This is a genomic window from Flavobacterium sp. AK-345 (assembly GCF_058310175.1).
The window spans coordinates 238,664-259,756 of the sequence record NZ_JBZEER010000005.1 but is presented as its reverse complement, the minus strand read 5'-3'; the positions used below and the strand labels follow the sequence as shown (position 1 = coordinate 259,756).

21 protein-coding genes are annotated in these 21,093 nt (G+C 32.6%); 13 read left to right on the top strand and 8 right to left on the bottom strand.

Going from position 1 to position 21,093, the window contains the following annotated elements:
- Positions 1-66 precede the first annotated feature (66 nt).
- The 4 genes from rpmB (at position 67) to ftsY (ending at position 1,962) form a co-directional block, all read left to right on the top strand.
- Positions 67-303, top strand: coding sequence for a 50S ribosomal protein L28 (gene rpmB / locus AC4FQ3_RS11780; RefSeq protein ID WP_008468080.1), 237 nt, complete (start codon positions 67-69; stop codon positions 301-303).
- A gap of 27 nt (positions 304-330) precedes the next feature.
- Positions 331-513 carry a 50S ribosomal protein L33 gene (gene rpmG / locus AC4FQ3_RS11775; RefSeq protein WP_008253902.1) on the top strand — a complete coding sequence of 61 codons (183 nt, stop codon included), beginning with the start codon at positions 331-333 and terminating at the stop codon, positions 511-513.
- A gap of 77 nt (positions 514-590) precedes the next feature.
- Positions 591-743, top strand: a complete 153-nt coding sequence (locus AC4FQ3_RS11770) for a DUF4295 domain-containing protein (RefSeq protein ID WP_007805819.1) — start codon at positions 591-593, stop codon at positions 741-743.
- Positions 744-1,008: 265 nt separating this feature from the next.
- On the top strand, positions 1,009-1,962 hold the full coding sequence (gene ftsY / locus AC4FQ3_RS11765) for a signal recognition particle-docking protein FtsY (protein WP_302097223.1): 954 nt from the start codon (positions 1,009-1,011) through the stop codon (positions 1,960-1,962).
- 198 nt (positions 1,963-2,160) lie between these two features.
- Here ftsY and AC4FQ3_RS11760 read toward each other — a convergent pair whose 3' ends face one another.
- The gene (locus AC4FQ3_RS11760) at positions 2,161-3,225 is read right to left on the bottom strand and encodes a serine hydrolase domain-containing protein (RefSeq protein WP_491181977.1); all 1,065 of its coding nucleotides are present in this window, start codon (positions 3,223-3,225) and stop codon (positions 2,161-2,163) included.
- Between the two features lie 229 nt (positions 3,226-3,454).
- Between AC4FQ3_RS11760 and AC4FQ3_RS11755 the strand changes: the two genes are divergently transcribed.
- The gene (locus tag AC4FQ3_RS11755) at positions 3,455-3,895 is read left to right on the top strand and encodes a hypothetical protein (RefSeq protein WP_491181976.1); all 441 of its coding nucleotides are present in this window, start codon (positions 3,455-3,457) and stop codon (positions 3,893-3,895) included.
- Complete coding sequence (locus AC4FQ3_RS11750) at positions 3,876-4,172, top strand: DciA family protein (RefSeq protein WP_042565220.1); 297 nt, start codon at positions 3,876-3,878, stop codon at positions 4,170-4,172. The genes AC4FQ3_RS11755 and AC4FQ3_RS11750 overlap by 20 nt, the downstream gene beginning before the upstream one ends.
- 128 nt (positions 4,173-4,300) lie before the next feature.
- Here the strand turns inward: AC4FQ3_RS11750 and AC4FQ3_RS11745 are convergent, their stop codons facing one another.
- From AC4FQ3_RS11745 to bshC, 3 genes are all read right to left on the bottom strand, one after another.
- Positions 4,301-4,720, bottom strand: a complete 420-nt coding sequence (locus AC4FQ3_RS11745) for a nucleoside-diphosphate kinase (protein WP_491181975.1) — start codon at positions 4,718-4,720, stop codon at positions 4,301-4,303.
- Between the two features lie 217 nt (positions 4,721-4,937).
- Positions 4,938-6,209 (bottom strand): acyltransferase family protein, encoded by a 1,272-nt coding sequence (locus AC4FQ3_RS11740; protein WP_491181974.1) that lies wholly within the window; start codon positions 6,207-6,209, stop codon positions 4,938-4,940.
- Between the two features lie 192 nt (positions 6,210-6,401).
- Positions 6,402-7,991, bottom strand: a complete 1,590-nt coding sequence (gene bshC / locus AC4FQ3_RS11735; protein ID WP_491181973.1) for a bacillithiol biosynthesis cysteine-adding enzyme BshC — start codon at positions 7,989-7,991, stop codon at positions 6,402-6,404.
- Positions 7,992-8,263: 272 nt separating this feature from the next.
- On the opposite strand from bshC, the gene AC4FQ3_RS11730 reads away from it, so the two are divergent.
- The 3 genes from AC4FQ3_RS11730 to AC4FQ3_RS11720 all read left to right on the top strand — a co-directional run bounded on the left by AC4FQ3_RS11730 (position 8,264) and on the right by AC4FQ3_RS11720 (position 12,329).
- Positions 8,264-9,541 (top strand): MFS transporter, encoded by a 1,278-nt coding sequence (locus AC4FQ3_RS11730; protein ID WP_491181972.1) that lies wholly within the window; start codon positions 8,264-8,266, stop codon positions 9,539-9,541.
- A 163-nt stretch (positions 9,542-9,704) separates the two neighbouring features.
- A complete protein-coding gene (locus AC4FQ3_RS11725) occupies positions 9,705-11,939 on the top strand; it encodes a B12-binding domain-containing radical SAM protein (RefSeq protein ID WP_491181971.1) in 2,235 nt (744 codons plus the stop codon).
- A 75-nt stretch (positions 11,940-12,014) separates the two neighbouring features.
- Entirely contained in the window at positions 12,015-12,329 is a 315-nt protein-coding gene (locus tag AC4FQ3_RS11720) for a GIY-YIG nuclease family protein (protein WP_042565224.1), read from the top strand.
- 166 nt (positions 12,330-12,495) lie between these two features.
- Here the strand turns inward: AC4FQ3_RS11720 and AC4FQ3_RS11715 are convergent, their stop codons facing one another.
- From AC4FQ3_RS11715 to AC4FQ3_RS11705, 3 genes are read right to left on the bottom strand one after another with little or no spacing between them, the layout of a single operon-like run.
- Positions 12,496-13,260, bottom strand: coding sequence for an MBL fold metallo-hydrolase (locus AC4FQ3_RS11715; RefSeq protein WP_491181970.1), 765 nt, complete (start codon positions 13,258-13,260; stop codon positions 12,496-12,498).
- A gap of 58 nt (positions 13,261-13,318) precedes the next feature.
- Positions 13,319-14,002, bottom strand: coding sequence for a response regulator transcription factor (locus tag AC4FQ3_RS11710; RefSeq protein WP_302097213.1), 684 nt, complete (start codon positions 14,000-14,002; stop codon positions 13,319-13,321).
- On the bottom strand, positions 13,999-15,261 hold the full coding sequence (locus AC4FQ3_RS11705) for a sensor histidine kinase (RefSeq protein WP_491181969.1): 1,263 nt from the start codon (positions 15,259-15,261) through the stop codon (positions 13,999-14,001). The genes AC4FQ3_RS11710 and AC4FQ3_RS11705 overlap by 4 nt, the downstream gene beginning before the upstream one ends.
- 172 nt (positions 15,262-15,433) lie before the next feature.
- Here AC4FQ3_RS11705 and AC4FQ3_RS11700 point away from each other — a divergent pair, with 172 nt between their 5' ends.
- The gene (locus tag AC4FQ3_RS11700; protein WP_042565228.1) at positions 15,434-15,850 is read left to right on the top strand and encodes a DUF1573 domain-containing protein; all 417 of its coding nucleotides are present in this window, start codon (positions 15,434-15,436) and stop codon (positions 15,848-15,850) included.
- Between the two features lie 189 nt (positions 15,851-16,039).
- Positions 16,040-17,617, top strand: coding sequence for a L,D-transpeptidase family protein (locus AC4FQ3_RS11695; RefSeq protein WP_491181968.1), 1,578 nt, complete (start codon positions 16,040-16,042; stop codon positions 17,615-17,617).
- Positions 17,618-17,728: 111 nt separating this feature from the next.
- On the opposite strand, the gene AC4FQ3_RS11690 is transcribed toward AC4FQ3_RS11695, so the two are convergent.
- Positions 17,729-18,238: a C40 family peptidase gene (locus AC4FQ3_RS11690; RefSeq protein ID WP_491181967.1), complete on the bottom strand. Its 510-nt coding sequence runs from the start codon at positions 18,236-18,238 to the stop codon at positions 17,729-17,731.
- A gap of 223 nt (positions 18,239-18,461) precedes the next feature.
- Between AC4FQ3_RS11690 and AC4FQ3_RS11685 the strand changes: the two genes are divergently transcribed.
- Complete coding sequence (locus AC4FQ3_RS11685) at positions 18,462-19,550, top strand: SGNH/GDSL hydrolase family protein (protein ID WP_491181966.1); 1,089 nt, start codon at positions 18,462-18,464, stop codon at positions 19,548-19,550.
- On the top strand, positions 19,540-20,931 hold the full coding sequence (locus AC4FQ3_RS11680; protein WP_491181965.1) for a sialate O-acetylesterase: 1,392 nt from the start codon (positions 19,540-19,542) through the stop codon (positions 20,929-20,931). The genes AC4FQ3_RS11685 and AC4FQ3_RS11680 overlap by 11 nt, the downstream gene beginning before the upstream one ends.
- Positions 20,932-21,093 lie beyond the last annotated feature (162 nt).

Here is a 21,093-nt window from a genome sequence, read left to right as displayed (position 1 = left end):
TGCTACAATGGTTTATTTTTCTTTTCTTTGCACCCTGATTTTGAATAACGATAAAAGATAAGTATAATGTCAAGAGTTTGTGACCTTACAGGTAAAAGAGCGATGGTAGGAAATAACGTTTCTCACGCTATGAACAAAACTAAGAGAAAATTTTCTGTAAACTTAGTTAAAAAGCGTTTTTATCTTCCAGAAGAAGATAGATGGATTACTCTTAGAGTAGCAGCATCTACGATAAAAACAATTAATAAAAATGGAATCACTGCTGTTTTGAAAAAAGCACAGTCAGAAGGATTTATCAAATAATCTTTTCCTAAATAAATATATAGCAAGATGGCAAAGAAAGGTAATAGAATCCAGGTAATTTTAGAATGTACTGAGCACAAGACTTCTGGTGTTCCAGGAACTTCTAGATACATTACAACTAAGAACAAAAAAAATACTCCGGACAGATTAGAGATTAAAAAATTTAATCCAATCTTGAAACGCGTAACTGTTCACAAAGAAATTAAGTAATAATTAGAGATTTTTGTAAATCTCAAATGGTTTAGCCATTTCGAGTTTTATAAGAAACTTCAAATAACATTTGAATCATGGCAAAGAAAACCGTAGCATCGTTACAAACATCTTCTAAGAGATTATCAAAAGCCATCAAAATGGTAAAATCTCCAAAAACTGGTGCATATACATTCGTAGAATCTATTATGGCTCCTGAAGAAGTTGATACTTTCTTGAAAAAGAAATAATAACAATTACAGTATATAGAAAAGCTACTTTCATTCCGAAAGTAGCTTTTTTATTTTTATATTTGTCTAAAATTTGGAGAAGCCCAAATTGGGTTTTTTAAACAAAAAATTATGATTTTACTTCAATCTTTTATTCTTAACTTTATTAGGATAAAAGATTTTACAATATCTAAATTAGTTTAAAAACAAAATTGCCTTTTTTAAGTTTTCAGGCTTTGGATCGTTAATAATCCGAAAGTCTAACAATCTAATACTATATACAATAATGAGTTTTTTTAAAAAATTATTCTCTACTGATAAAAAAGAGACTTTAGACAAAAGTCTTGAAAAATCAAAAACTACTTTTTTTTCAAAGTTAAGTAAAGCTGTTGCCGGAAAATCTAAAGTCGATGACGATGTTTTAGATGATCTTGAAGAAATTCTTGTGGCATCTGATGTTGGTGTAAACACAACTTTAAAAATAATTTCAAGAATTGAAAAACGTGTTGCCGAAGATAAATATTTAGGAACAGAAGAATTAAACCAGATTCTTCGTGAGGAAATTGGTGCGTTATTATCTGAAACCAATACAGGCGAAGCAACCGAATTTGAAATTCCGAAAGATAAAAAACCTTATGTTTTAATGGTTGTTGGAGTAAATGGAGTTGGTAAAACAACTACTATTGGTAAATTGGCTTATCAGTTCAAAAAAGCAGGTTACAAAGTAGTTTTAGGTGCTGCAGATACTTTTCGTGCTGCTGCGATAGATCAATTACAAGTTTGGGCAGATCGTGTTGATGTGCCAATTGTAAGACAAAATATGGGAAGCGATCCTGCTTCTGTAGCTTTTGATACATTGCAATCAGCAGTTGCTCAAAATGCAGATGTTGTTATTATTGATACTGCCGGAAGGTTACATAATAAAATCAATTTGATGAACGAGTTAACCAAAGTAAAACGCGTAATGCAAAAGGTTGTTACTGATGCGCCTCACGATGTACTTTTGGTTTTAGACGGTTCTACTGGTCAAAATGCCTTTGAACAAGCCAAACAATTTACAGCTGCGACCGAAGTAACTTCTTTAGCTGTAACTAAGCTTGACGGAACTGCAAAAGGCGGTGTTGTTATTGGTATTTCAGATCAGTTTCAAATTCCTGTAAAATATATTGGTGTTGGTGAAGGAATTGAGGATTTACAGGTCTTTAATAAATACGAATTTGTAGATAGTTTTTTCAAATAATATTTTTCAGATAATTCAATGAGTTTTTCTTCTTTTAAAAATATAACGCCTCTTACTTTTTATTTTGGAAGCGTTATTTGTTTTGTTTTAGCAAACGTTTTGCGAGACAAAAGCCTGTCTTTTTACTACGTTTTATTGGTTTTAGGTTTGATTTTCTTTTTTATGGGAATCCTGAAAAGATTACGTACTAAACGTTAATTACTGATATAGCGCACTAATTTTCTCCCACAAAGTTTCGTCAAAATCAGATAAGGCTAAGTTGACATCGTCTGCAGCGTCTCCCATTCTGATAATGACCATGTTTTTGCTTGGAACAACATATATTTTCTGATCGTTTTTGCCTAAAGCCATAAACATATCGTTTGGTGCAGTTGGTATTATACTTCCGGAAAAAGTGAGTTGTGATTGTGGTAAATGATAAGAAGTTTTGCCATTTAGCCACCATAAATAACCATATCCCAAATTGACGTTTTGTGAAGTTGTTGTTGCTTCATTAAAATAAGTTTCGTTTAAGATTTGGGTATTGTCCCATTTTCCTTTGTTAAGCATTAAAAGCCCAAAACGTGCCATACTTCTTGATGTGCTGGTATAGACACTATTTACGTCAATCTGAACCCAATTGCCGTTCATGCCAATTTTATCTCTTAATTTTGCATTAAAATAATCCTCCCAAGCTAGTCCGCTTGCTGCTGCTACAGCATCCTGCAATTTTACATATACGTTATGATATGCCCAACGGCTTCCGGCATCGGCTTTATAAATTAAGCTTGCCGGATCTACATCATCTGTACTGTCATCTAGACCTGATGTCATGGTTAATAAATGTTTACAGGTAATCAGGTTTTCTTTTGCTAATGTTTCGCTTGTCCAGCCTGTACCAATATATTGTGAAACTTTATTATTGATATTTAATAAACCTTCTTGCTGAGCGATTCCAGTTATTGTAGAGGTTAATGTTTTTCCGGCGCTTGCCCAGTACCAGTTTGTGGTTGCAGAATGTCCGTTAAAGTAATTTTCCATTACGATTCGCCCATTGACCAGAATTATAAACGACTTTGAATTTTTGAGTTCTAAATAATCTAAAAGCGGCTGAACTGCGTTTTGATTCCACTTTAAATCTGAAATAGATTTTGTTTCCCAAGTATTGCCCGTTAAAGGAGGAAAGTACATGGTTTGAGTTTCTGCCGGTGTTTGTTCCGTTGGATCTGAACTGCATCCTGCTAAAAATAAGATTGCCAGGACGCTAAAAATAGTTTTGGTCATGTTTTTTGGTTTTGGTTTGGGGTTTGACCAAAAATATGTAAAATAGTTTAATGGGTTTTGTGAATTTTTATTTCTTTTAGAATGATATAAAGTTAACTTTGTAGTTCACTAAATTTTCTTTTGAAAACTGGAGCCCTAGCCCCGATGGGAGGGAAAATCCTTTTGTGCTGGGGTTCAGCACAAAAGATTGGAAGGACAGCGGGAAATAGCTCCTTATAAATATTATTATATGAAAAATACCTTTATTATTTTGGTTTTGTCGCTTTTGTTTGTAAGCTGTAAGCAAGAAATTAAACCTGCGGATATTGCAAAACTAAATGGTTATTGGGAAATTGAAAAAGTGGTTTTTGATAAAGGCGAAGAAAAGGCGTATGGAATGAATGAGAACTTTGATTTTTTTCAGATGAAAGGAAATAAAGGGACCCGAACGAAAGTGATGGCACAGCTTGACGGAACTTTTTTAACAACGGATACATTTGAAAACGTTTCGGTTAGATTTACAGATAAAGGAACTTTTTTGGATTATAAAACGGATTATGCAAAGTGGAGCGAGGAATTAATTTCAATTTCTGATGAAACTTTTGTGGTAAAGAATGATCAGGATAAGGAATATCATTATAAAAAAGCAGGACAAATAAATATTTTAAACGATGGCAAAAAGACTAAATAACGAAAGTACGATTGGGGCTGTTTTGCAACAGATTATCCAGGTGAATAAATTACAGCCCGGAATGGATCAGATTGATGTAAAAGAAGCCTGGAGACAATTGATGGGGAATGGTGTAAACACATATACAAAAAATGTAGTTTTAAAGGGAAGTACTTTGTATGTTGAACTTGGATCGGCAGTTTTAAGAGAAGAATTGAGTCACGGAAAATCGAAAATCGTTAAAATGATTAATGAGGAATTAGGGCGAGAGGTTGTTAAAGAGGTTGTTCTTAGATAATTTTAGATTTTAGAGTTCAGATTTTAGATTGGCTGAACTTTGTAAATAGCTTATAAAGAAAAATCCCGTTTCAATTTGAAACGGGATTTTTTATTTTAATCTAAAATCTAAATTCAGAAATCTAAAATTTAGAACTGCTCTCTTCCAGCAAAATGAAATGCACCTTCGATAGCAGCGTTTTCGTCGCTATCAGAACCGTGAACTGCATTTTCTCCAATAGAAGTTGCATATGCTTTACGAATACTTCCTTCAGCAGCTTCAGCAGGATTTGTAGCTCCAATTAAAGTTCTGAAATCTTCTACAGCGTTGTCTTTTTCTAAAATTGCAGCAACAATTGGTCCGCGTGACATGAATTCAACTAATTCTCCGTAGAAAGGTCTTTCTGCGTGAACTGCGTAAAATGCTTTAGCATCGGCTACAGTTAATTGAGTTAATTTTAATGAAACGATTTTGAAACCTCCGTTTGTAATCATTGCTAAGATATTCCCGATGTGTCCATTTGCTACAGCATCTGGCTTAATCATTGTAAAAGTTCTATTTGTTGCCATTTTTGTGTTTTTAAATTTTGTGCAAAAATAGACTTTTTTATGAATTGATTTTAATAAATTCATAATTAAAACACTACAGAATGATGTTTTGAGTAATTTTTTTAAACCATATAAGTTATATAAGTTCATTTAATTACTTGCGTATAGATTGTAGATCTAAAAAATATGCAGCATTACTAAAATGAACTTATATAACTTATATTGTGAAAAGAAATAATTAGACTTTGAAAATCAATTTGTTTTTATAGAATATCCATAAAATGAATGTCCAGATGCAAACATATACCAATGCGCCTGCCAAAGAAGCTGTCATTGGATTACTGAAGAATGGAGCGATTCCGAAACCGTACAGATAACTTAAAAGATTGATTTTTTCTTCAGGATTATGCGGATTTTGGAATTCTATCATTACTAAAGCCTGTGGAATAATTTGAGAAGTAAAAAATACAATCATAGGATTTACACCCCAAATTAAAAATGGTTTAAATCCTTTTTTATAATCAGCGATATCAATTGCATAATATAAGATTGATAGAAATGTGGTTGCTAATCCTGTGGTATATAAAACGTAACTGCTTGTCCAGATAGATTTGTTGATTGGAAAAACAATATTCCAAAGTAAACCAGCAATAATAAGTGCTATACCAGCAATGGCCATTTTTGTAGCTTTTTGCGTTTTAGATATTTCACGCATTAATATCTGGCCGATTAATAAACCGATAATTCCGTTTACAATTGAAGGAATTGTACTTAAAATTCCTTCCGGATCCCAGGTTACGGTTCCGCGGTACATATGGCCTTTTAATAAAACGCTATCAAGCCATGCTGCTAGATTGGTTCTTTTCTCCAGATTGGCAGCACCAAATCCTGGAACAGGAATTAATGTCATTAATGCCCAATAACCCAATAATAAAACAGCTCCTGTTATAATTTGTGTTTTTTGAGAGGTTTTTAAATACAACAGTGAAACTACAAAATACACAATGGCAATTCGTTGTAAAACTCCCGGAAGACGTACGTCGTGATACGCTTCAATTCCGCTATAGGCTAAAAATAAGTATATAAATAGAATAGAAAAAGCCAGAATATTTTTGACTTTAGAACTGAAATTCCCCATTAAGGCGTAACCAACTGCAATTGTAATCGCTAAACGACCGATTAGAAGTGGAATTCCTTCCAGTCCAAATAATTGTATTTTGCCAAAAAAGTTGAAAAATATCCCTAAACAGAACATTCGTAAGGAACGAACCAAAATTTTATTGAAAGTTGTTTGGTCGTAGATTTTATCTGGCATTGCAAGCGGAACTGCAACTCCCATAATAAAAACAAAAAAAGGAAACACCAAATCTGTTAGGGTGCAGCCGTGCCATTCGGCGTGTAAAAGTGGTGGATAAACATTACCCCAATCGCCGGGGTTGTTTACAATAGTCATTAATAAAATAGTTAATCCTCTGAAGACATCCAATGAAATCAAGCGCTCTCTGGTCATAGTTTTTTGGTAATAGGTTAGTTTTTGTTTTAAAAGGTTACTATTTGGTTTAGAGAGGCAATAATTTCAGAAGAGGCGGTTATTTATTCTGATGATTATTACTTTATTGTTTTTGTTTGCCACGAATTGCACAAATTTCCACGAATTTTTCTTTAAGGATTCACGTTCGTGAAAATTCGTGGCAAACATTTTTTATATCATAATTATATTAAAATTCGTTTCTAACGGTTTTAGTTTTTGAATTAAAAGCGGAATTAATTGTTCACCTTTTTCTAAATAAAACTCAGAAAAATTAGATTGACGTTCCTGTAAGCTTTGATTCGGGAATAACTCGCATTGTAAATCTGTAACGCGCTGTAATTCTGAGTCTAATTTTCGTTTTTGTGCCTTTAATAATCTTTTTTCAAGATTTTCTAAACCCTTTTTTTGTTTTACTTCTTGCGCTTTTACAGCTCCGGTAAATGATTTGTCGGTTTGCTGTGCTAATTCGTAAAGATATTCAAATTGTTTTTCCAACGTTTCTTTTTGTGGTGTTAAATCAATAGGAAAAGCAGATAACTTATGTGTGATCGCATTAACTAAATCCGCAGGTTTTGTAAACAGGTCTTTCCAGCTTAAATTTAAATTATCAGCTTTTTTAGCTTGTTTTTCGGTACTTAAAAGAACTGAATTTCGAACCAAAAGCACCGGGAAAGTAATGTTTACGGCATTAAAAAATGATTTTAATTCCAGCCAATAAGCAATTTCTCCGCCTCCGCCAATGTAGCATAAATTAGGCAGAATAATTTCCTGATATAGCGGACGCATAATTACGTTTGGACTAAATTTTTCAGGATTACTTTCTAATAATTTTAAAATTTCTTCTTTTGAAAATGAAATTTTAGTGTTGTTTACAAAGTATTTATCATTTTCAAAAATAATTCTCTCACGCAAAACATCTTCAATATAAAATAGATTGATTTCACGTGGATTAACCTGAACAGTGTAATCCTGAAATTGTTCTATCGTTTGCTGAACAGCTTTAAAAGAAGTTTGATTTTCTAATTCTTCTTTTACAAAAGGAATAAAAGCACGTTTTAAATCGGCATCATCAGCATCAAGAATTACTAAACCGTAGTTAGAGAATAAACTATCGGCCAAAAAACGTGTAGCATCGGCAAGGTTGTGGTGTTGTAAATAAGCTTCTTCAAAAAGCTTTTTTAAAACGCCGGCATTTGTACTTGAACCTAATTCTAAGGAATAAATTTCGAAAAACTCAGCCAAACCTTCTGTCGAAAGTCTGCCAACAGGACCGGTACTTTCTTTATTCCATCTGAATTTTTTTCCTTTAAAATTAAAATAATTGATCTCTTCAAAATCGTGATCTTCTGTTGCCATCCAATAAATGGGAACAAAATTATATGTCGGATATTTTGATTTTAATTCTTTGGTAAGATTAATCGTTGAAATAATTTTATATAAAAAATATAGCGGACCACTAAACAAATTTAATTGATGTCCTGTAGTAATCGTAAAAGTATTTTCTAGTGCGAGAAGCTCGATATTTTGCTTCGTAGAATCAGAAATTTCAATGTTTTGATATTGCTTTTTTAAAGTGGCAACAAGCGGAATTCGGTTGTTGTTATTAAAATTCGATTGTTTTTCAACGATTTGTTTTTCAAAGTTTTCCAGCGTTGGAAAATGATTGTATAGAGGTTGTAGTTCGGGTTTTTGATCTAAGTAATCTTGTATCAATTTAGAGAAATATCCTGAGTTTTGGTAGCTGATACAGTCGGTGGGCATAATTTTAGATTTATTTTTGACAGCTGTAAATTTAATGAAAATATATACTTAAAAGTGTTTTTAACGAATGCTTAAGATTTGATTTTTGTTTTTTGTTTTAAAGTTCATCTAATCAAGTTTTTAGTTTTGATTAAATTCAAATTATTTAAAATGTAAAATAAGTCTAATTTGTTAAAAAAGCATAAGTGTGTTGAAACTAATTGTTCTAAATGTGAAATATTCATAACGAAACTATATTTTTGTAATCAAAAAAAAGATATACCTAATTTTGCATGAAAAATAATCCTGCCCAAAAGAATTCCTTAAAACATATTCTTTTTGGATCCTTAATTGGAACCACAATCGAGTTTTTTGATTTTTATATTTATGCCAATGCAGCAGTATTGGTTTTTCCACAATTATTTTTCCCGGGTGCAGATTCGACGATGGCAACTCTGGAATCTTTAGCTACTTTTTCAATTGCCTTTTTATCGCGTCCCTTGGGTTCTGCTTTTTTTGGGCATTATGGAGATAAAATTGGACGTAAATTTACTTTAGTAGCTGCTTTACTAACAATGGGTATTTCAACAGTTACCATTGGGTTTTTGCCAAGTTATGCCAGTATTGGTGTTGCAGCTCCTTTATTGTTAATGCTTTGCCGATTTGGACAAGGTGTTGGTTTAGGAGGCGAATGGGGAGGAGCTGTTTTATTGGCCATCGAAAATGCACCGCCGAATAAACGTGCCTGGTATGGAATGTTTCCGCAATTGGGAGCTCCAATAGGATTACTGCTTTCAGGAGGAACTTTTTTATTGTTAACAGATTCAATGAGTAATGAAGATTTTATGGATTATGGATGGAGAATTCCGTTTATTGCCAGTTCACTTTTGGTGGTAGTAGGTTTTTATATCCGAACTAAAATTACAGAAACACCTTCTTTTGAAAATTCGAAAAATGCGCATGAAGAAGTGAAAATTCCGTTTTTAACGCTGGTTAAATCCTATAAAAACCAATTGATTTTCGGGACATTCTCTGCCATTACAACCTTTTTGGTATTTTATTTAATGACCGTTTTTACATTGAGCTGGGCTACATCAGATTTAGGAATTGTTAAAAGAAATGGATTATTAATACAATTATTTTCGGTACTGTTTTTTGCAATTTTTATTCCGGTTTCTGCTATAGTTGCAGATAAAATTGGCCGTCGTAAAATGCTTATTATAGCTACAGCAGCTATAGCTGTTTTTGGCTTCTTCTTTTCTTACTTTTTAAGTTCGGGTAATATTGTTTTGGTTACGACTTTTGCCTGTATCGGAATGTCTTTAATGGGATTTACTTATGGCCCGTTAGGAACTTTTCTATCAGAGTTGTTTCCAACAAATGTTCGTTATTCGGGAGCATCCTTAACTTTTAATATGGCCGGAATTTTGGGTGCGGCATTTGCACCTATGATTGCAATTTGGCTGGCATCTACATATAGTGTGAGTTATGTAGGCTTTTATTTAATGGGAGCAGCATTTATTTCTTTGATCTCATTTTTGGTAATTAGTAAAGAGGAGCATAAGTTTTAGAATCTTAACCACCAAAGTTTTGCAAAAATATATACAAAGTCCACAACTTCGATAACTATCGGGATTGCGGACTTTGTGGTTTAAAAATGAAACTAAAAACTCCTTTTAATCTTTTCACAAAAAGTCTCCAAATATCCCGTATTTTTGCAAAAAAATAATTCTTTTGAAAAGCAAACTCTTCATCGTTACACCTCCTTTTACACAACTGAATACTCCGTATCCGGCCACTGCGTATATAAAAGGATTTTTAAATACAAAAAATATCGAATCGGTTCAGGCAGATTTGGGTATTGATGTGATTTTAGAATTGTTTTCGAAGAAAGGTTTAATTGATTTGTTTGAATTTTCAGGTTTCAGATTTGCTCCGCCAGTTCGACTTTCAGTCTCGGGTCAGGTTGTTGGAAACGAAATCTCCGATAATTCAAAACGTATTTTTGCTTTACAAGATGAATACATTAAAACGATTGATGCTGTAATTCAGTTTTTGCAGGGAAAAAATCCAACTTTGGCTTTACAGATTTGTCAGGAAGATTTTTTGCCTGAAGCTTCTCGTTTTGCCCAATTGGAAGAACTTGACTGGGCTTTTGGAACAATGGGAACGCAGGATAAAGCAAAACATTTAGCGACTTTATACCTTGAAGATATTTCAGATTTTATTGTAGAATGTGTCGACGAAAATTTTGGCTTTAGCCGATATGCAGAGCGTTTAGGCAGAAGTGCCAATTCTTTTGATGAACTTTATGAAGCTTTACAGCAGAAACCAACTTATATAGATTCAATTTTAATTTCGATTTTAAAAGAAAAAATTGAAATTATAAAACCAACTTTTTTCCTGATTTCTGTTCCCTTTCCGGGGAATTTATACAGCGCTTTTCGATGTGCACAATGGATAAAACAAAACCATCCGGAAATTAAAATTTCAATGGGCGGCGGTTTTCCAAATACCGAATTACGTTCTCTTTCTGACGCTCGCGTTTTCGAATTCTTTGATTTTATTACTTTAGATGATGGCGAAGTGCCGATAGAAGAATTAATTTTCAATCTGGAAAACCCAAATGCCAATTCATATAAGCGAACTTTTTTATTGGAAGATGGAAAAGTGGTTTATAAAAACAATTCCTTAAAACACGATTATAAACAAGCACAAGTCGGAACGCCTGATTATTCTGATTTGTCTTTGGATAAATACATTTCTGTTATCGAAATCGTAAATCCAATGCACAGAATGTGGAGCGACGGACGCTGGAACAAACTCACAATGGCGCATGGCTGTTATTGGGGAAAATGTACTTTTTGTGATATCTCATTAGATTATATCAAAGTGTATGAACCTGTTGCGGCTAATTTGTTGTGTGATCGAATGGAAGATATGATGCAGCAAACGGGTCAAAATGGCTTTCATTTTGTTGACGAAGCTGCGCCACCTGCTTTAATGCGTGCTTTGGCATTAGAAATTATACGCAGAAAACTAGCCGTTACATGGTGGACAAACATTCGATTTGAAAAAAGCTTTTCTAAAGATTTATGTTTATTGCTAAAAGCTTCAGGCTGTATTGCCGTTTCCGGAGGATTAGAAGTTGCTTCGGACCGATTATTAAAATTAATAGACAAAGGCGTAACGGTTGAACAAGTTGCAAAGGTAACCCGAAATTTTACCGAAGCCGGAATCATGGTTCATGCGTATTTAATGTATGGATATCCAACACAAACCGTTCAGGAAACAATTGACAGTTTAGAAATGGTTCGTCAGTTATTCGAAGCCGGAATTTTGCAATCTGGTTTTTGGCATCAATTTGCGATGACAGCACATAGTCCGGTTGGTTTATATCCGGAGAAATTTGGTGTAACAAAAACAACAGAAGTCATTGGAACTTTTGCCAATAATGATATTGATTACACCGATTCTACAGGAATCAACCACGATAAATTTAGTTTCGGACTAAAAAAATCGCTTTTTAATTTCATGCACGGAATTTGTTTTGATTATGAACTTCAGGATTGGTTCGACTTTAAAATTCCGAAAACTAAAATTGATCAGTATTTTATTTTCAATGCCTTAGAAGAAACTAATGATTTCAATACAAAACCAAATGCAAAAGTGGTTTGGTTAGGCGGAAGACCTTCTGTTGAATATTTCATAAAATCAAAAAAAGGACAAACCTGGGAAATGATGACTTTTACTTTTCATGATAAAAAAGAAAGCTTCAACATTCAAACCAATAAAAATGAAGGAGAATGGCTGGTTGATATCTTAAAAAAGATTACTATTTCAAACGGTAAAAATTATACTTTTCAGGAAATAAAAGCTGACTTTGAAACTCAATTAGATGATTTTGAATTGTTTTGGTATTCAAAACCAATTAATACTTTACGCGAGTTTGGATTGTTGGTTTTGTAGATTTTTTTAATCGTAAATAAAATTTTAAATTAAAGAATTTTCTTATTTTTACATCAGAATAAGAATTCATTAATTATGCAATTTCAAGAAGGTTTTCATACTTATTATATTTATATTATAACAAATAAGACCAAAACGGTTTTTTATACTGGAGTTACAAATAACTTAAGGATAAGACTGAATCAACATAAAGAAAATATTTTATTAAAGAATAAAACTTTTGCTTCAAAATATATTGTTGAGTTTTTACTTTACTACGAAAAGTTCACATGGGTTCAGGATGCAATTACTCGTGAAAAGGAAATTAAAGGATGGAGGAGAGAAAAAAAATTAGAACTGATAAAAACAAGTAATCCGGATTTCGATTTTTTGAATTATTTATTTGAATAGTATTGCGGAGTTGCTTGCGGAGATTCCTCCTCCGTCGGAATGACATACAGAACGTATTATCTAAGTTTATTACACAAAGTTGTCACAAAGTTTGTCATTCCGACGGAGGAGGAATCTCCGCAAGTAGCTCGACAAAGATTGACAAAATTTAAAACAAAATTTTAATTCAATACGAAACATTCTCCCCATCCTCAGGAATCGAAACTTTATCCAAAAGATCATTCTCGGATAATGCTTCTCTTAATTCTTTTCTAGTTGTGGGACAATGATTTAAAGCCTCTAAATGATTTGCAAAAACCTGATTTGGTGCCAAAGCAACAAATTTCAAAATATCGTTCATTCGCATTAATAAAGGCTGACCAATGTCAAGTCGTGCAGTTCCGCAGGCTACAACGGCAATTTCAGGTTTAAATTCAACAAGAACTTTTTGAACATGCTCTGTAAAAATGGTATCAGAACTAATATATACGGATTTTTCATTTGCTAATTCAATATTAAAACCCATTACATTTCCCATTAATTTTGCAATAAATCCGTAACCATGAATAGCAGGAATTCCAGTAATTTTTCCGTTTAAAAATTCTTGTGGTTCCCAATAATTCAAACTTTGAACAATATTTAAACCTCTTGTTGTTAGTGTTTTTTCATCTTTAATGCTACAGGTAACAGGAATGTTTTTTCGTCTTAAAAAAACTTCGCCGGCTTTGTCAATATGATCAGGATGCAAATGTGTAATCAGGCAATGTGTAACTTTACTTAAAATATCTCTACTATTTTTAGGAAGAGCAACTAATGGATTTCTTTTAGGTTTGTATCGAAAGATGGTAAAAGGCGGAATCGTTTTTCTCTTTCCTAACATCGGATCAACTAAAATAACATGTTCATCTGTTTCTATAACTAAAGTGGCATTTCTTAAATGATGAAATTTCATATCTGAAAAAGTTTAGATATTAAAAATACAAAATTTTGAAATAAATAGTAGCAATAAATTACATCTTAAAACGAAAACCAACGCCGTGTATGTTTTCTATAGAAATACCTTCTTCATTGATTAAAATTTTGCGTAAACGCGAAATAAAAACATCCAGACTTCTTCCTGTAAAATAATCGTCATTTCCCCAAAGTGCCGAAAGTATCTTTTCTCTTTTTAGGACCATATTTTTATGATCAAAAAATAATTTTAAAAGTTCTGCTTCGCGTTGTGTAAGGCCTATTTTTTCATCTTCATTAAAAAGAAAGAAATTCGTGAAATCAAATTGGTATTTTCCAATAGTATAAACAATGCTTTCTGTCTGATTATTTTTCTGCGAACGTTTCAAAAAAATTCCAATTTTCAATAACAATTCTTCAATACTAAACGGTTTTACGAGATAATCATCGGCACCTAAACGCAGTCCTTTAATGCGATCTTCTTTTAAGGTTTTGGCCGAAAGGAAAATAATCGGGATATCGGTATTACTTTTTCTAATTTCGGTTGCCAGTTCAAATCCATCCATTTTTGGCAACATGATATCAAGGATGCAAATGTCGAAATCTTCTTTTTTAAAAGCTTCCAGACCTGATTTTCCATCACAGCAATGAACTACGTCGTAATTATTTTGTTCGAGATTGTCTTTGGTCAGAAACGCTAATGTTTCATCATCTTCGGTATAAAGAATTTTAAAATTTTTCATTTTTTATAAGGAATTGATATGGTGATAGTAACACCTTTTATTTCGTTGTTTTCGGTTTTTATTTTCCAGTTTTGCAAATTGCAAATTTCTTTTACATAGTATAAACCAAGGCCAAAACCATTGACTTCATTGCTTTTTTCATTTTGAATTCGGTAAAACTTATCAAAGATTAAAGATATATTTTTAATCGAAATTCCGATTCCGTTATCAACAAAAGCTAATTTTAGAACCTGATTTTCTTCAGTTATCTCAATCGTAATTTCAGGTTTTTCATTACAATATTTCACTGCATTGTCTAATAAATTGTAAATCAAATTGGTAAAATGAAAAACGTCGGTTTCAATTTTATAATCATTTGATTTACTGCTTATTTTTATGTTTGCTTCAGGGTACTTTAATACAATATTTTCAATTGTTTCTTCCAAAACAGGAACAATCAAAATAGATTCTTTTTTTAGTTCCAAAGTCTTATAATCAGATTTTGAAGTATTTAAAATTTTCTCAATATGATGATTTAATTTATGACTTTGCTTTATAATAATGTCTGTATAAGTATGCAGTTTTTTATCTTCTTTAATTGGATTTTGTTCAATTAAATACTTCGAGGCAATTAAAATCGAAGAGAGCGGTGTTTTAAATTCATGCGTCATATTATTGATAAAATCGCGCTGCAATTCAGAATATTTTTTTTGTTGTAAAAGCGTAAAAATAGAATAGACATAAATTAACAGAATAAGAATCAATACGATTGAAAGTACAAACCAAAAACGCATCGAACTAAATAAATAAGATGTTTCATTGGGAAAACGAACAGCAAAATAATAAACGAGATTTTTATGCTTCGGAAAATAAACGGATTGTTTTCCTTTTTCTTGTTTAGATAATGAAATATAATTTCCATATACCATTTCGTCACTTTGACAATTGTACATAGCATATTCAAAATCAGTAGTGATATTCATTTTTTTGAATTCCGTTTTCAGGTAAAATTCCAGAATATCAGGTTCAAAATCATTGTCGACATTTACTATATAATAGTCATTGGCAATTTTCTGAACAGGATTCTGCGCCGGCAACTCGTGATTGGTGCCTTCATATAGCTTTTTTGCCACTTCAAGCAATGCAATATGGGTTTTTTGGCTTAGCTTTTTTTGCTCTAAAGTAAAGGCTTCTCTGGTCCAAAGTAATTGTGCCACCAAAATACCTATGATAGCAATAAGTCCTAAAAGAATGATACTGTTGAGTTTATTTATTTTCAATGAAAAGTATTTTGATAGTGTAATATAGTTAAAAATTAAAAGAAACTAAATGAAAAATATCCGTTAACAAGTCGTTAACAAACATTTGAAACCGCTTAACAGCGAATTGTTTTTATCTAAACTACTTTTGATAAAGGAAATTTAACCATAAACCACTTTAAATAAATTTATTATGAAAATTATCAAAATTTCAATGCTGGCTTTAGCTTTAGGATTAATGTCTTTCTCTGCTATAGCACCAGTTCAGTCATTAGTTTGCACAAATGAAAACAGTACAATTGCAGCATCAACCATAGTTTGGAAAGCAGAAACAGTTGATGTAGGCGAGATTCCGCAAGGAACACCAAAAGCAATTGTTTACGAATTTAAAAATACTGGAAAAACTGCCGTTGTAATTACCAATGTAAAAGGATCTTGTGGCTGTACAGCAACAGATTACACAAAAGAGCCAATTTTACCAGGTAAATCAGCAAAAGTAACAGCAACTTATAATGCAGCAAATAAAGGTGCATTTACAAAAACAGTTACTGTAACAACAAGTGCAGAAGAAACACCAAAAATCCTTACATTAAAAGGAACAGTTATCTAAAAATAAAAGGTTGATTATAAAGGGGAAAACTCCGGATATGTAATGTATCCGGAGTTTTTTTTATGCCTAATAATTAAATTGTTTTTTGAGAAAATAGAATCAAAAACATTGTTCGTAAGTGTGTGATTTTATTTTTTGTAAAAGTGTTATTTGTATCAAAACTTTTCTATTTTTATTGAAAAAATCACTATGAAATTTTTCTACTCGATTGTTGCTTTTGTGCTTCTTATGACTGTTTTTTCTTGTAATAAGAAAGAAGAAAGCAAAGAAATATTAAAAAAACCGTCAGAGGAAGTAGTTCCTGAACTGAAAATTAAAATCGATAGTGCTGGTATTTCCGCTTTTTATAAAACATATCCTAAATTGATTAAGTTTCAGAATGAGGTTTTTGCTTTATACAAGAAAAATAAATCGACTCAATTGTGGCTGGACAACAAAGGTGTTGTTGAGTACGGAAATACGTTATTCAATAAATACAAAGGATTAGATCAGGAAGGTTTAAAAGCTAATTTTCCGTATAAGGAACAAATTAATCCTGTTTTTGAACATACTGCTGAGAATAAGTTATCAAAATCAGATACCGATTTAATGATTTCAAACTTGTATTTTTATTACGTTCAGAAAGTTTCCGGAGTAGATGAAAAAACGTCAAGAGCGCTGGAATGGCTTTTGCCTCGAAAAAAAGTTAATTATCAGGTTTTTTCAGATTCTATTTATAATAAAGCTACCATTAGCGATGACAAAAAGAGCAAGATGTTCAGTCAATATTATAAGCTTCGTGACGCACTGCATGAATATAGAGAAATTGAAAAGAAAGGAGGATGGAAAGCCATTCAGACTGATGTCGATTTTAAAAATTTTAAATTAGGAGATTCTGTAGCTTCAATTGGGCAAATAAGAGAAAGACTTTACGTAACCGGAGATCTTAAAGAAGATACTAAAAGTAATATATGTGATTCTACTTTAATAAAAGCTATTAGAACTTACGAATTACACCACGGTTTAACGCCAAAAAACATCATTTTACCAGAACATATTGCCGAGCTAAACGTTACAGTTTCAGAAAGAATCAAAACTATAATTGCTAATATGGAACGTTGCCGATGGATAGATCCTGAACTTGAAAAAGGAAAAGAATATATCGAAGTGAACATTCCGGAATTTAGATTGTATTTAATTCGCAATCACGATATAGCATTTGTATCTCCGGTCGTGGTAGGAAAAACAATGAATAAAACCGTTATTTTTAGCGGAATGATGAACAATATCGTATTTAGCCCGTATTGGAATGTTCCTCCAAGTATCATTAAAAGTGAAATAAAACCCGGAATGGCAAAGAACAAGAATTATCTGGCTCAGAAAAATCTGGAGTGGAATAACGGTGCTGTTCGTCAATTACCCGGAAAAAATAATTCGCTTGGTCTGGTAAAGTTTTTATTCCCAAATTCAAATAATATTTATTTACACGATACGCCTGCAAAAAGTTTGTTTGAAAGAGAAAACAGAGCTTTTAGTCATGGCTGCGTTCGTGTAGGAAAACCAAGAGAACTAGCAATCGAACTTTTAAAACAAGATCCTTCGTGGACGCCTGCCAGAATTGATAAAGCAATGCACGCAGGAAAAGAAAACTGGGTGAGTCTAAAAAAGAAAGTTCCCGTTTACATTGGTTATTTTACCGCCTGGGTAGATCGAGACGGAAATTTGAATTTTTATAAAGATGTTTACAAGAGAGATGATAGTTTAATCAAATTATTGACTGAGGAATAAATTTTAAAAAAGTTCTGCCACGAATTTCACGAATTTCCACCAATTTTTATGGGCGGAAAAGCATGATATTTAATTTGTGATAATTCGTGCAATTCGTGGCAAAAAAATACCTTACTTAGAAATTACATCAATACATTTATAAAAACGTTTTGTGTAATGTTCCGTGTCTAATGAAGTAATAGTAACGCTTTGCACTTTTCCAGATGAAGCGTGAATAAATTTAGATTGCATTCCGTTCGCCTCGCAAATAATGCCGAGATGTCCCACAACAGTTCTGTCTTTATAGCCGTAGAAAACCAAAATATCACCAACTTTAAATTCTTCAGGATTTAATGCAGTTCCCAAATCTTTATAACCACTGGAGCTTCTTGGTAAAGTCATTCCGAAATTTTTGTAAACGTAACTTACAAATCCGGAACAGTCAAATCCTTTTTTGGGATCACTTCCTGCATATACATAAGGAACACCTAAATAGTTTTTAGCGTAACTGATAATAGAATCGCGGTCTATTTTAGTTGATGGTTTCTGAATTTGAACTGCCTCTGTTTTATCTTCTTTTTTACAAGTAAACGAAGAACATAAAATGGCAGAAAAGAATAATATATAGAGACTTGATTTCATTTTTTTTTTGAAGTTGAATCAGAACATTAATTTATAAAGATAGCGCGTAGGTTTTGAATATCAAAGCAATAGTTCTTTACGAGGTTTTGATGTGAATAATAAAACGTAAAAAAGAATATAATATTTTGGTGTTTTTTTATTGTCTTTTGATGTTTTAGTATCTTTTTCAAAACCTTATTTCAGATATATTTGTGAATCTCATTTAGATTTAACGAATAATATTATGTTTCTAAAAAAAATACCGCTTTTAATTCTGTTTTTGATGGTTTCGGTTGTTTCTCAATCTCAAAACAAAACCAATACATTTCTTTATCACGGCAGAGTTGATAAACTTGAAAATAATAAAGTAATTTTAATTGGAACAGCTTCTTCTGTTTCATTTAATTTTACAGGAACTGAATGTTCAGTTTCGCTTCAAAGTGTTGATTCATACGAACATCATAATTATGTTTCGTTGGTCTTAGACGGAAAATATTTGGGAAAAATAAGAATTGAAAAAGGCGCAGTTCAGTCTTTTCCAATAAAAACTACAACTAACAAAAAAGTCCATAGACTTGAAATTTATAAAAATACCGAGGCTCAAAGCGGAAATATTTTATTTGCCGGAACAACAGCAAAACTAACTTCAATTTCGACAAAGAAGAAAAAGAAAATCGAATTTATTGGTGATTCTATTACTTGTGCTGCTGCGAGTGATTCAGTTGATTGTGATAAGGGAGAATATATGGATCATCATAATGGTTATTTTGCTTATGGCCCCAGAATTTCAAGAAAAATTGATGTTGATTATTTGGTAAGCTCCGTTTCCGGAATTGGAATGTATAGAAACTGGAACGACGAGAACAAAGACGAAGCGATAATGCCTGATGTTTATCAGAATTTATATTTAACCAAAGACAATTCTAAACCTAAATACGATTTTGCTTTTCAGCCTGATATTGTCAGTATTGCTTTGGGAACCAATGATTTTTCTGGTGGAGATGGCAAAAAAGAGCGTCTTCCTTTTAATGCTGAAAAGTATGTTTCAAACTACATCAACTTTATAAAAATGTTGTACAAACATAATCCGAAAGCACAAATTGTGATCACAAACAGCCCAATGGTAGGCGGAGAAAGAGCAATAGTTTTTGAAGATTGTCTGAAGAAAGTTAAAAACGCTTTCGCGGAAGACAAAACACATAAACCAATCTTGATTTTTAAATTTAAACCAATGACTCCAAAAGGTTGTTTAGGACATCCTGATGTTAATGATCACAAAGTTTTAGCAGCTGAATATGCTCCATTTCTAAAAAAGCTCTTAAATGAAAAATAATATATTTAAGTTTGTTTTCTTTCTATTGATTTCCAGTACTATGATGGCAAACGTTACACTTCCGAATATTTTTGGCGATAATATGGTTTTACAGCGCAATGCTGAAGTCAAAATTTGGGGTTGGGCAAATCCAAAAGAAGAAATCAAATTGGTTTCGAGCTGGAACAATCAGGAATATAAAGTGGTCGCCAATAATCAGGCGCAATGGGAACTACATATTAAAACGCCAGAAGCCGGCGGACCTTTTACCATTTCGATAAAAGGTTACAACGAAGTGGTGCTTAAAAATATTTTGATTGGTGAAGTTTGGCTTTGCACGGGACAATCCAACATGGAAATGTCTGCAAGCTGGGGAATTGACAATGGCGAAGAGGAAATGAAAAATGCGATGAATCCTAATATTCGGTTTTTTACCGTTCCTAAATTAACAGCAACAACACCGCAAAATAATCTATTAGGAAATTGGGTTGACTCGACTCCGGAAACCATGAAAAACTTCAGCGCAATTGGTTACTTTTTTGCCAAACGTTTGAGAGAAGATTTAAAAAATGTTCCAATCGGGTTAATTTCTTCCAATTGGGGCGGAACTCCAGCCGAAATCTGGATGCCGGAAGAAGTCGTTCAAAATGATGCTATTTTATTAGAAAACGCCAAAAAACTTAATGAACAAGAATACGGGCCTCGCCAACCCGGGCGTGCTTACAACGCCATGATTTATCCAATTACGGGTTTTAAAATTGCAGGAACGCTTTGGTACCAAGGCGAATCGAATGTTGGTTCATTGGTTTATGATAAAACATTATCGGCTTTAATTACTTCATGGAGAAAAGTTTGGCAGGACGAATTTCCTTTTTATTTCGTTCAAATCGCGCCTTATAAAACCGGAAGTAACAACTTCTCAAATGTTATTGTGAGAAATTCTCAAAGAAAAATTTTAAAAAAAGTTCCGAAAACTGGAATGGTTCTGACTTCTGATATTTCAGATACAATTGATATTCATCCAAAGAATAAAAAAGATGTCGGAATTCGTTTGGCAAATTTGGTTTTGGCTGAAATCTATCCCGAAGCTTCGGGACTAAATTCTAATTTGGTAAATGGACCACTTTTTAAAGATTTTAAAGTCGAAAAAAATAAAGTAATTGTTTCGTTTGATTATGCAGAAGGATTGCATTTTAAAAACAAAACCTCGAATCAATTTGAATTGGCTGGAGCCGATGGAATTTTCTTTCCTGCAGAAGCTTCAATAAAAAATAATCAGGTGATTTTGATAAGCAAGAAAGTTGTAAATCCCGTGAAAGTAAGATTCGCGTGGGGAAATACCATACAATCTGATTTGTTTAATAAAGCGAATTTGCCGGCTTCTTGTTTTATTACGGAGTGAGAGAATATAGAGAAAAGAACAAAGAGTAAAGATTTTAGACCTTAGATTTTTAGCGCCTTTTTTGTTAGACTGAGCGGAGTCGAAGTCCCGCAAAGTTTGTCATTTCTTATTCCTCAAAATGACAAGATTTGTGGAAAAAGAAATAATTCGAAAAGCTCTTGT

Bases quoted from the DNA above. Each gene is read 5' to 3' on its own strand.
- AC4FQ3_RS11680 (WP_491181965.1), top strand. From the start codon at position 19,540: ATGAAAAATAATATATTTAAGTTTGTTTTCTTTCTATTGATTTCCAGT.
- AC4FQ3_RS11720 (WP_042565224.1), top strand. From the start codon at position 12,015: ATGCAATTTCAAGAAGGTTTTCATACTTATTATATTTATATTATAACA.
- AC4FQ3_RS11695 (WP_491181968.1), top strand. From the start codon at position 16,040: ATGAAATTTTTCTACTCGATTGTTGCTTTTGTGCTTCTTATGACTGTT.
- AC4FQ3_RS11710 (WP_302097213.1), bottom strand. From the start codon at position 14,002: ATGAAAAATTTTAAAATTCTTTATACCGAAGATGATGAAACATTAGCG.
- AC4FQ3_RS11750 (WP_042565220.1), top strand. From the start codon at position 3,876: ATGGCAAAAAGACTAAATAACGAAAGTACGATTGGGGCTGTTTTGCAA.
- ftsY (WP_302097223.1), top strand. From the start codon at position 1,009: ATGAGTTTTTTTAAAAAATTATTCTCTACTGATAAAAAAGAGACTTTA.
- rpmB (WP_008468080.1), top strand. From the start codon at position 67: ATGTCAAGAGTTTGTGACCTTACAGGTAAAAGAGCGATGGTAGGAAAT.
- AC4FQ3_RS11700 (WP_042565228.1), top strand. From the start codon at position 15,434: ATGAAAATTATCAAAATTTCAATGCTGGCTTTAGCTTTAGGATTAATG.
- rpmG (WP_008253902.1), top strand. From the start codon at position 331: ATGGCAAAGAAAGGTAATAGAATCCAGGTAATTTTAGAATGTACTGAG.
- bshC (WP_491181973.1), bottom strand. From the start codon at position 7,991: ATGCCCACCGACTGTATCAGCTACCAAAACTCAGGATATTTCTCTAAA.
- AC4FQ3_RS11770 (WP_007805819.1), top strand. From the start codon at position 591: ATGGCAAAGAAAACCGTAGCATCGTTACAAACATCTTCTAAGAGATTA.
- AC4FQ3_RS11755 (WP_491181976.1), top strand. From the start codon at position 3,455: ATGAAAAATACCTTTATTATTTTGGTTTTGTCGCTTTTGTTTGTAAGC.
- AC4FQ3_RS11685 (WP_491181966.1), top strand. From the start codon at position 18,462: ATGTTTCTAAAAAAAATACCGCTTTTAATTCTGTTTTTGATGGTTTCG.
- AC4FQ3_RS11740 (WP_491181974.1), bottom strand. From the start codon at position 6,209: ATGACCAGAGAGCGCTTGATTTCATTGGATGTCTTCAGAGGATTAACT.
- AC4FQ3_RS11745 (WP_491181975.1), bottom strand. From the start codon at position 4,720: ATGGCAACAAATAGAACTTTTACAATGATTAAGCCAGATGCTGTAGCA.
- AC4FQ3_RS11715 (WP_491181970.1), bottom strand. From the start codon at position 13,260: ATGAAATTTCATCATTTAAGAAATGCCACTTTAGTTATAGAAACAGAT.
- AC4FQ3_RS11690 (WP_491181967.1), bottom strand. From the start codon at position 18,238: ATGAAATCAAGTCTCTATATATTATTCTTTTCTGCCATTTTATGTTCT.
- AC4FQ3_RS11730 (WP_491181972.1), top strand. From the start codon at position 8,264: ATGAAAAATAATCCTGCCCAAAAGAATTCCTTAAAACATATTCTTTTT.
- AC4FQ3_RS11760 (WP_491181977.1), bottom strand. From the start codon at position 3,225: ATGACCAAAACTATTTTTAGCGTCCTGGCAATCTTATTTTTAGCAGGA.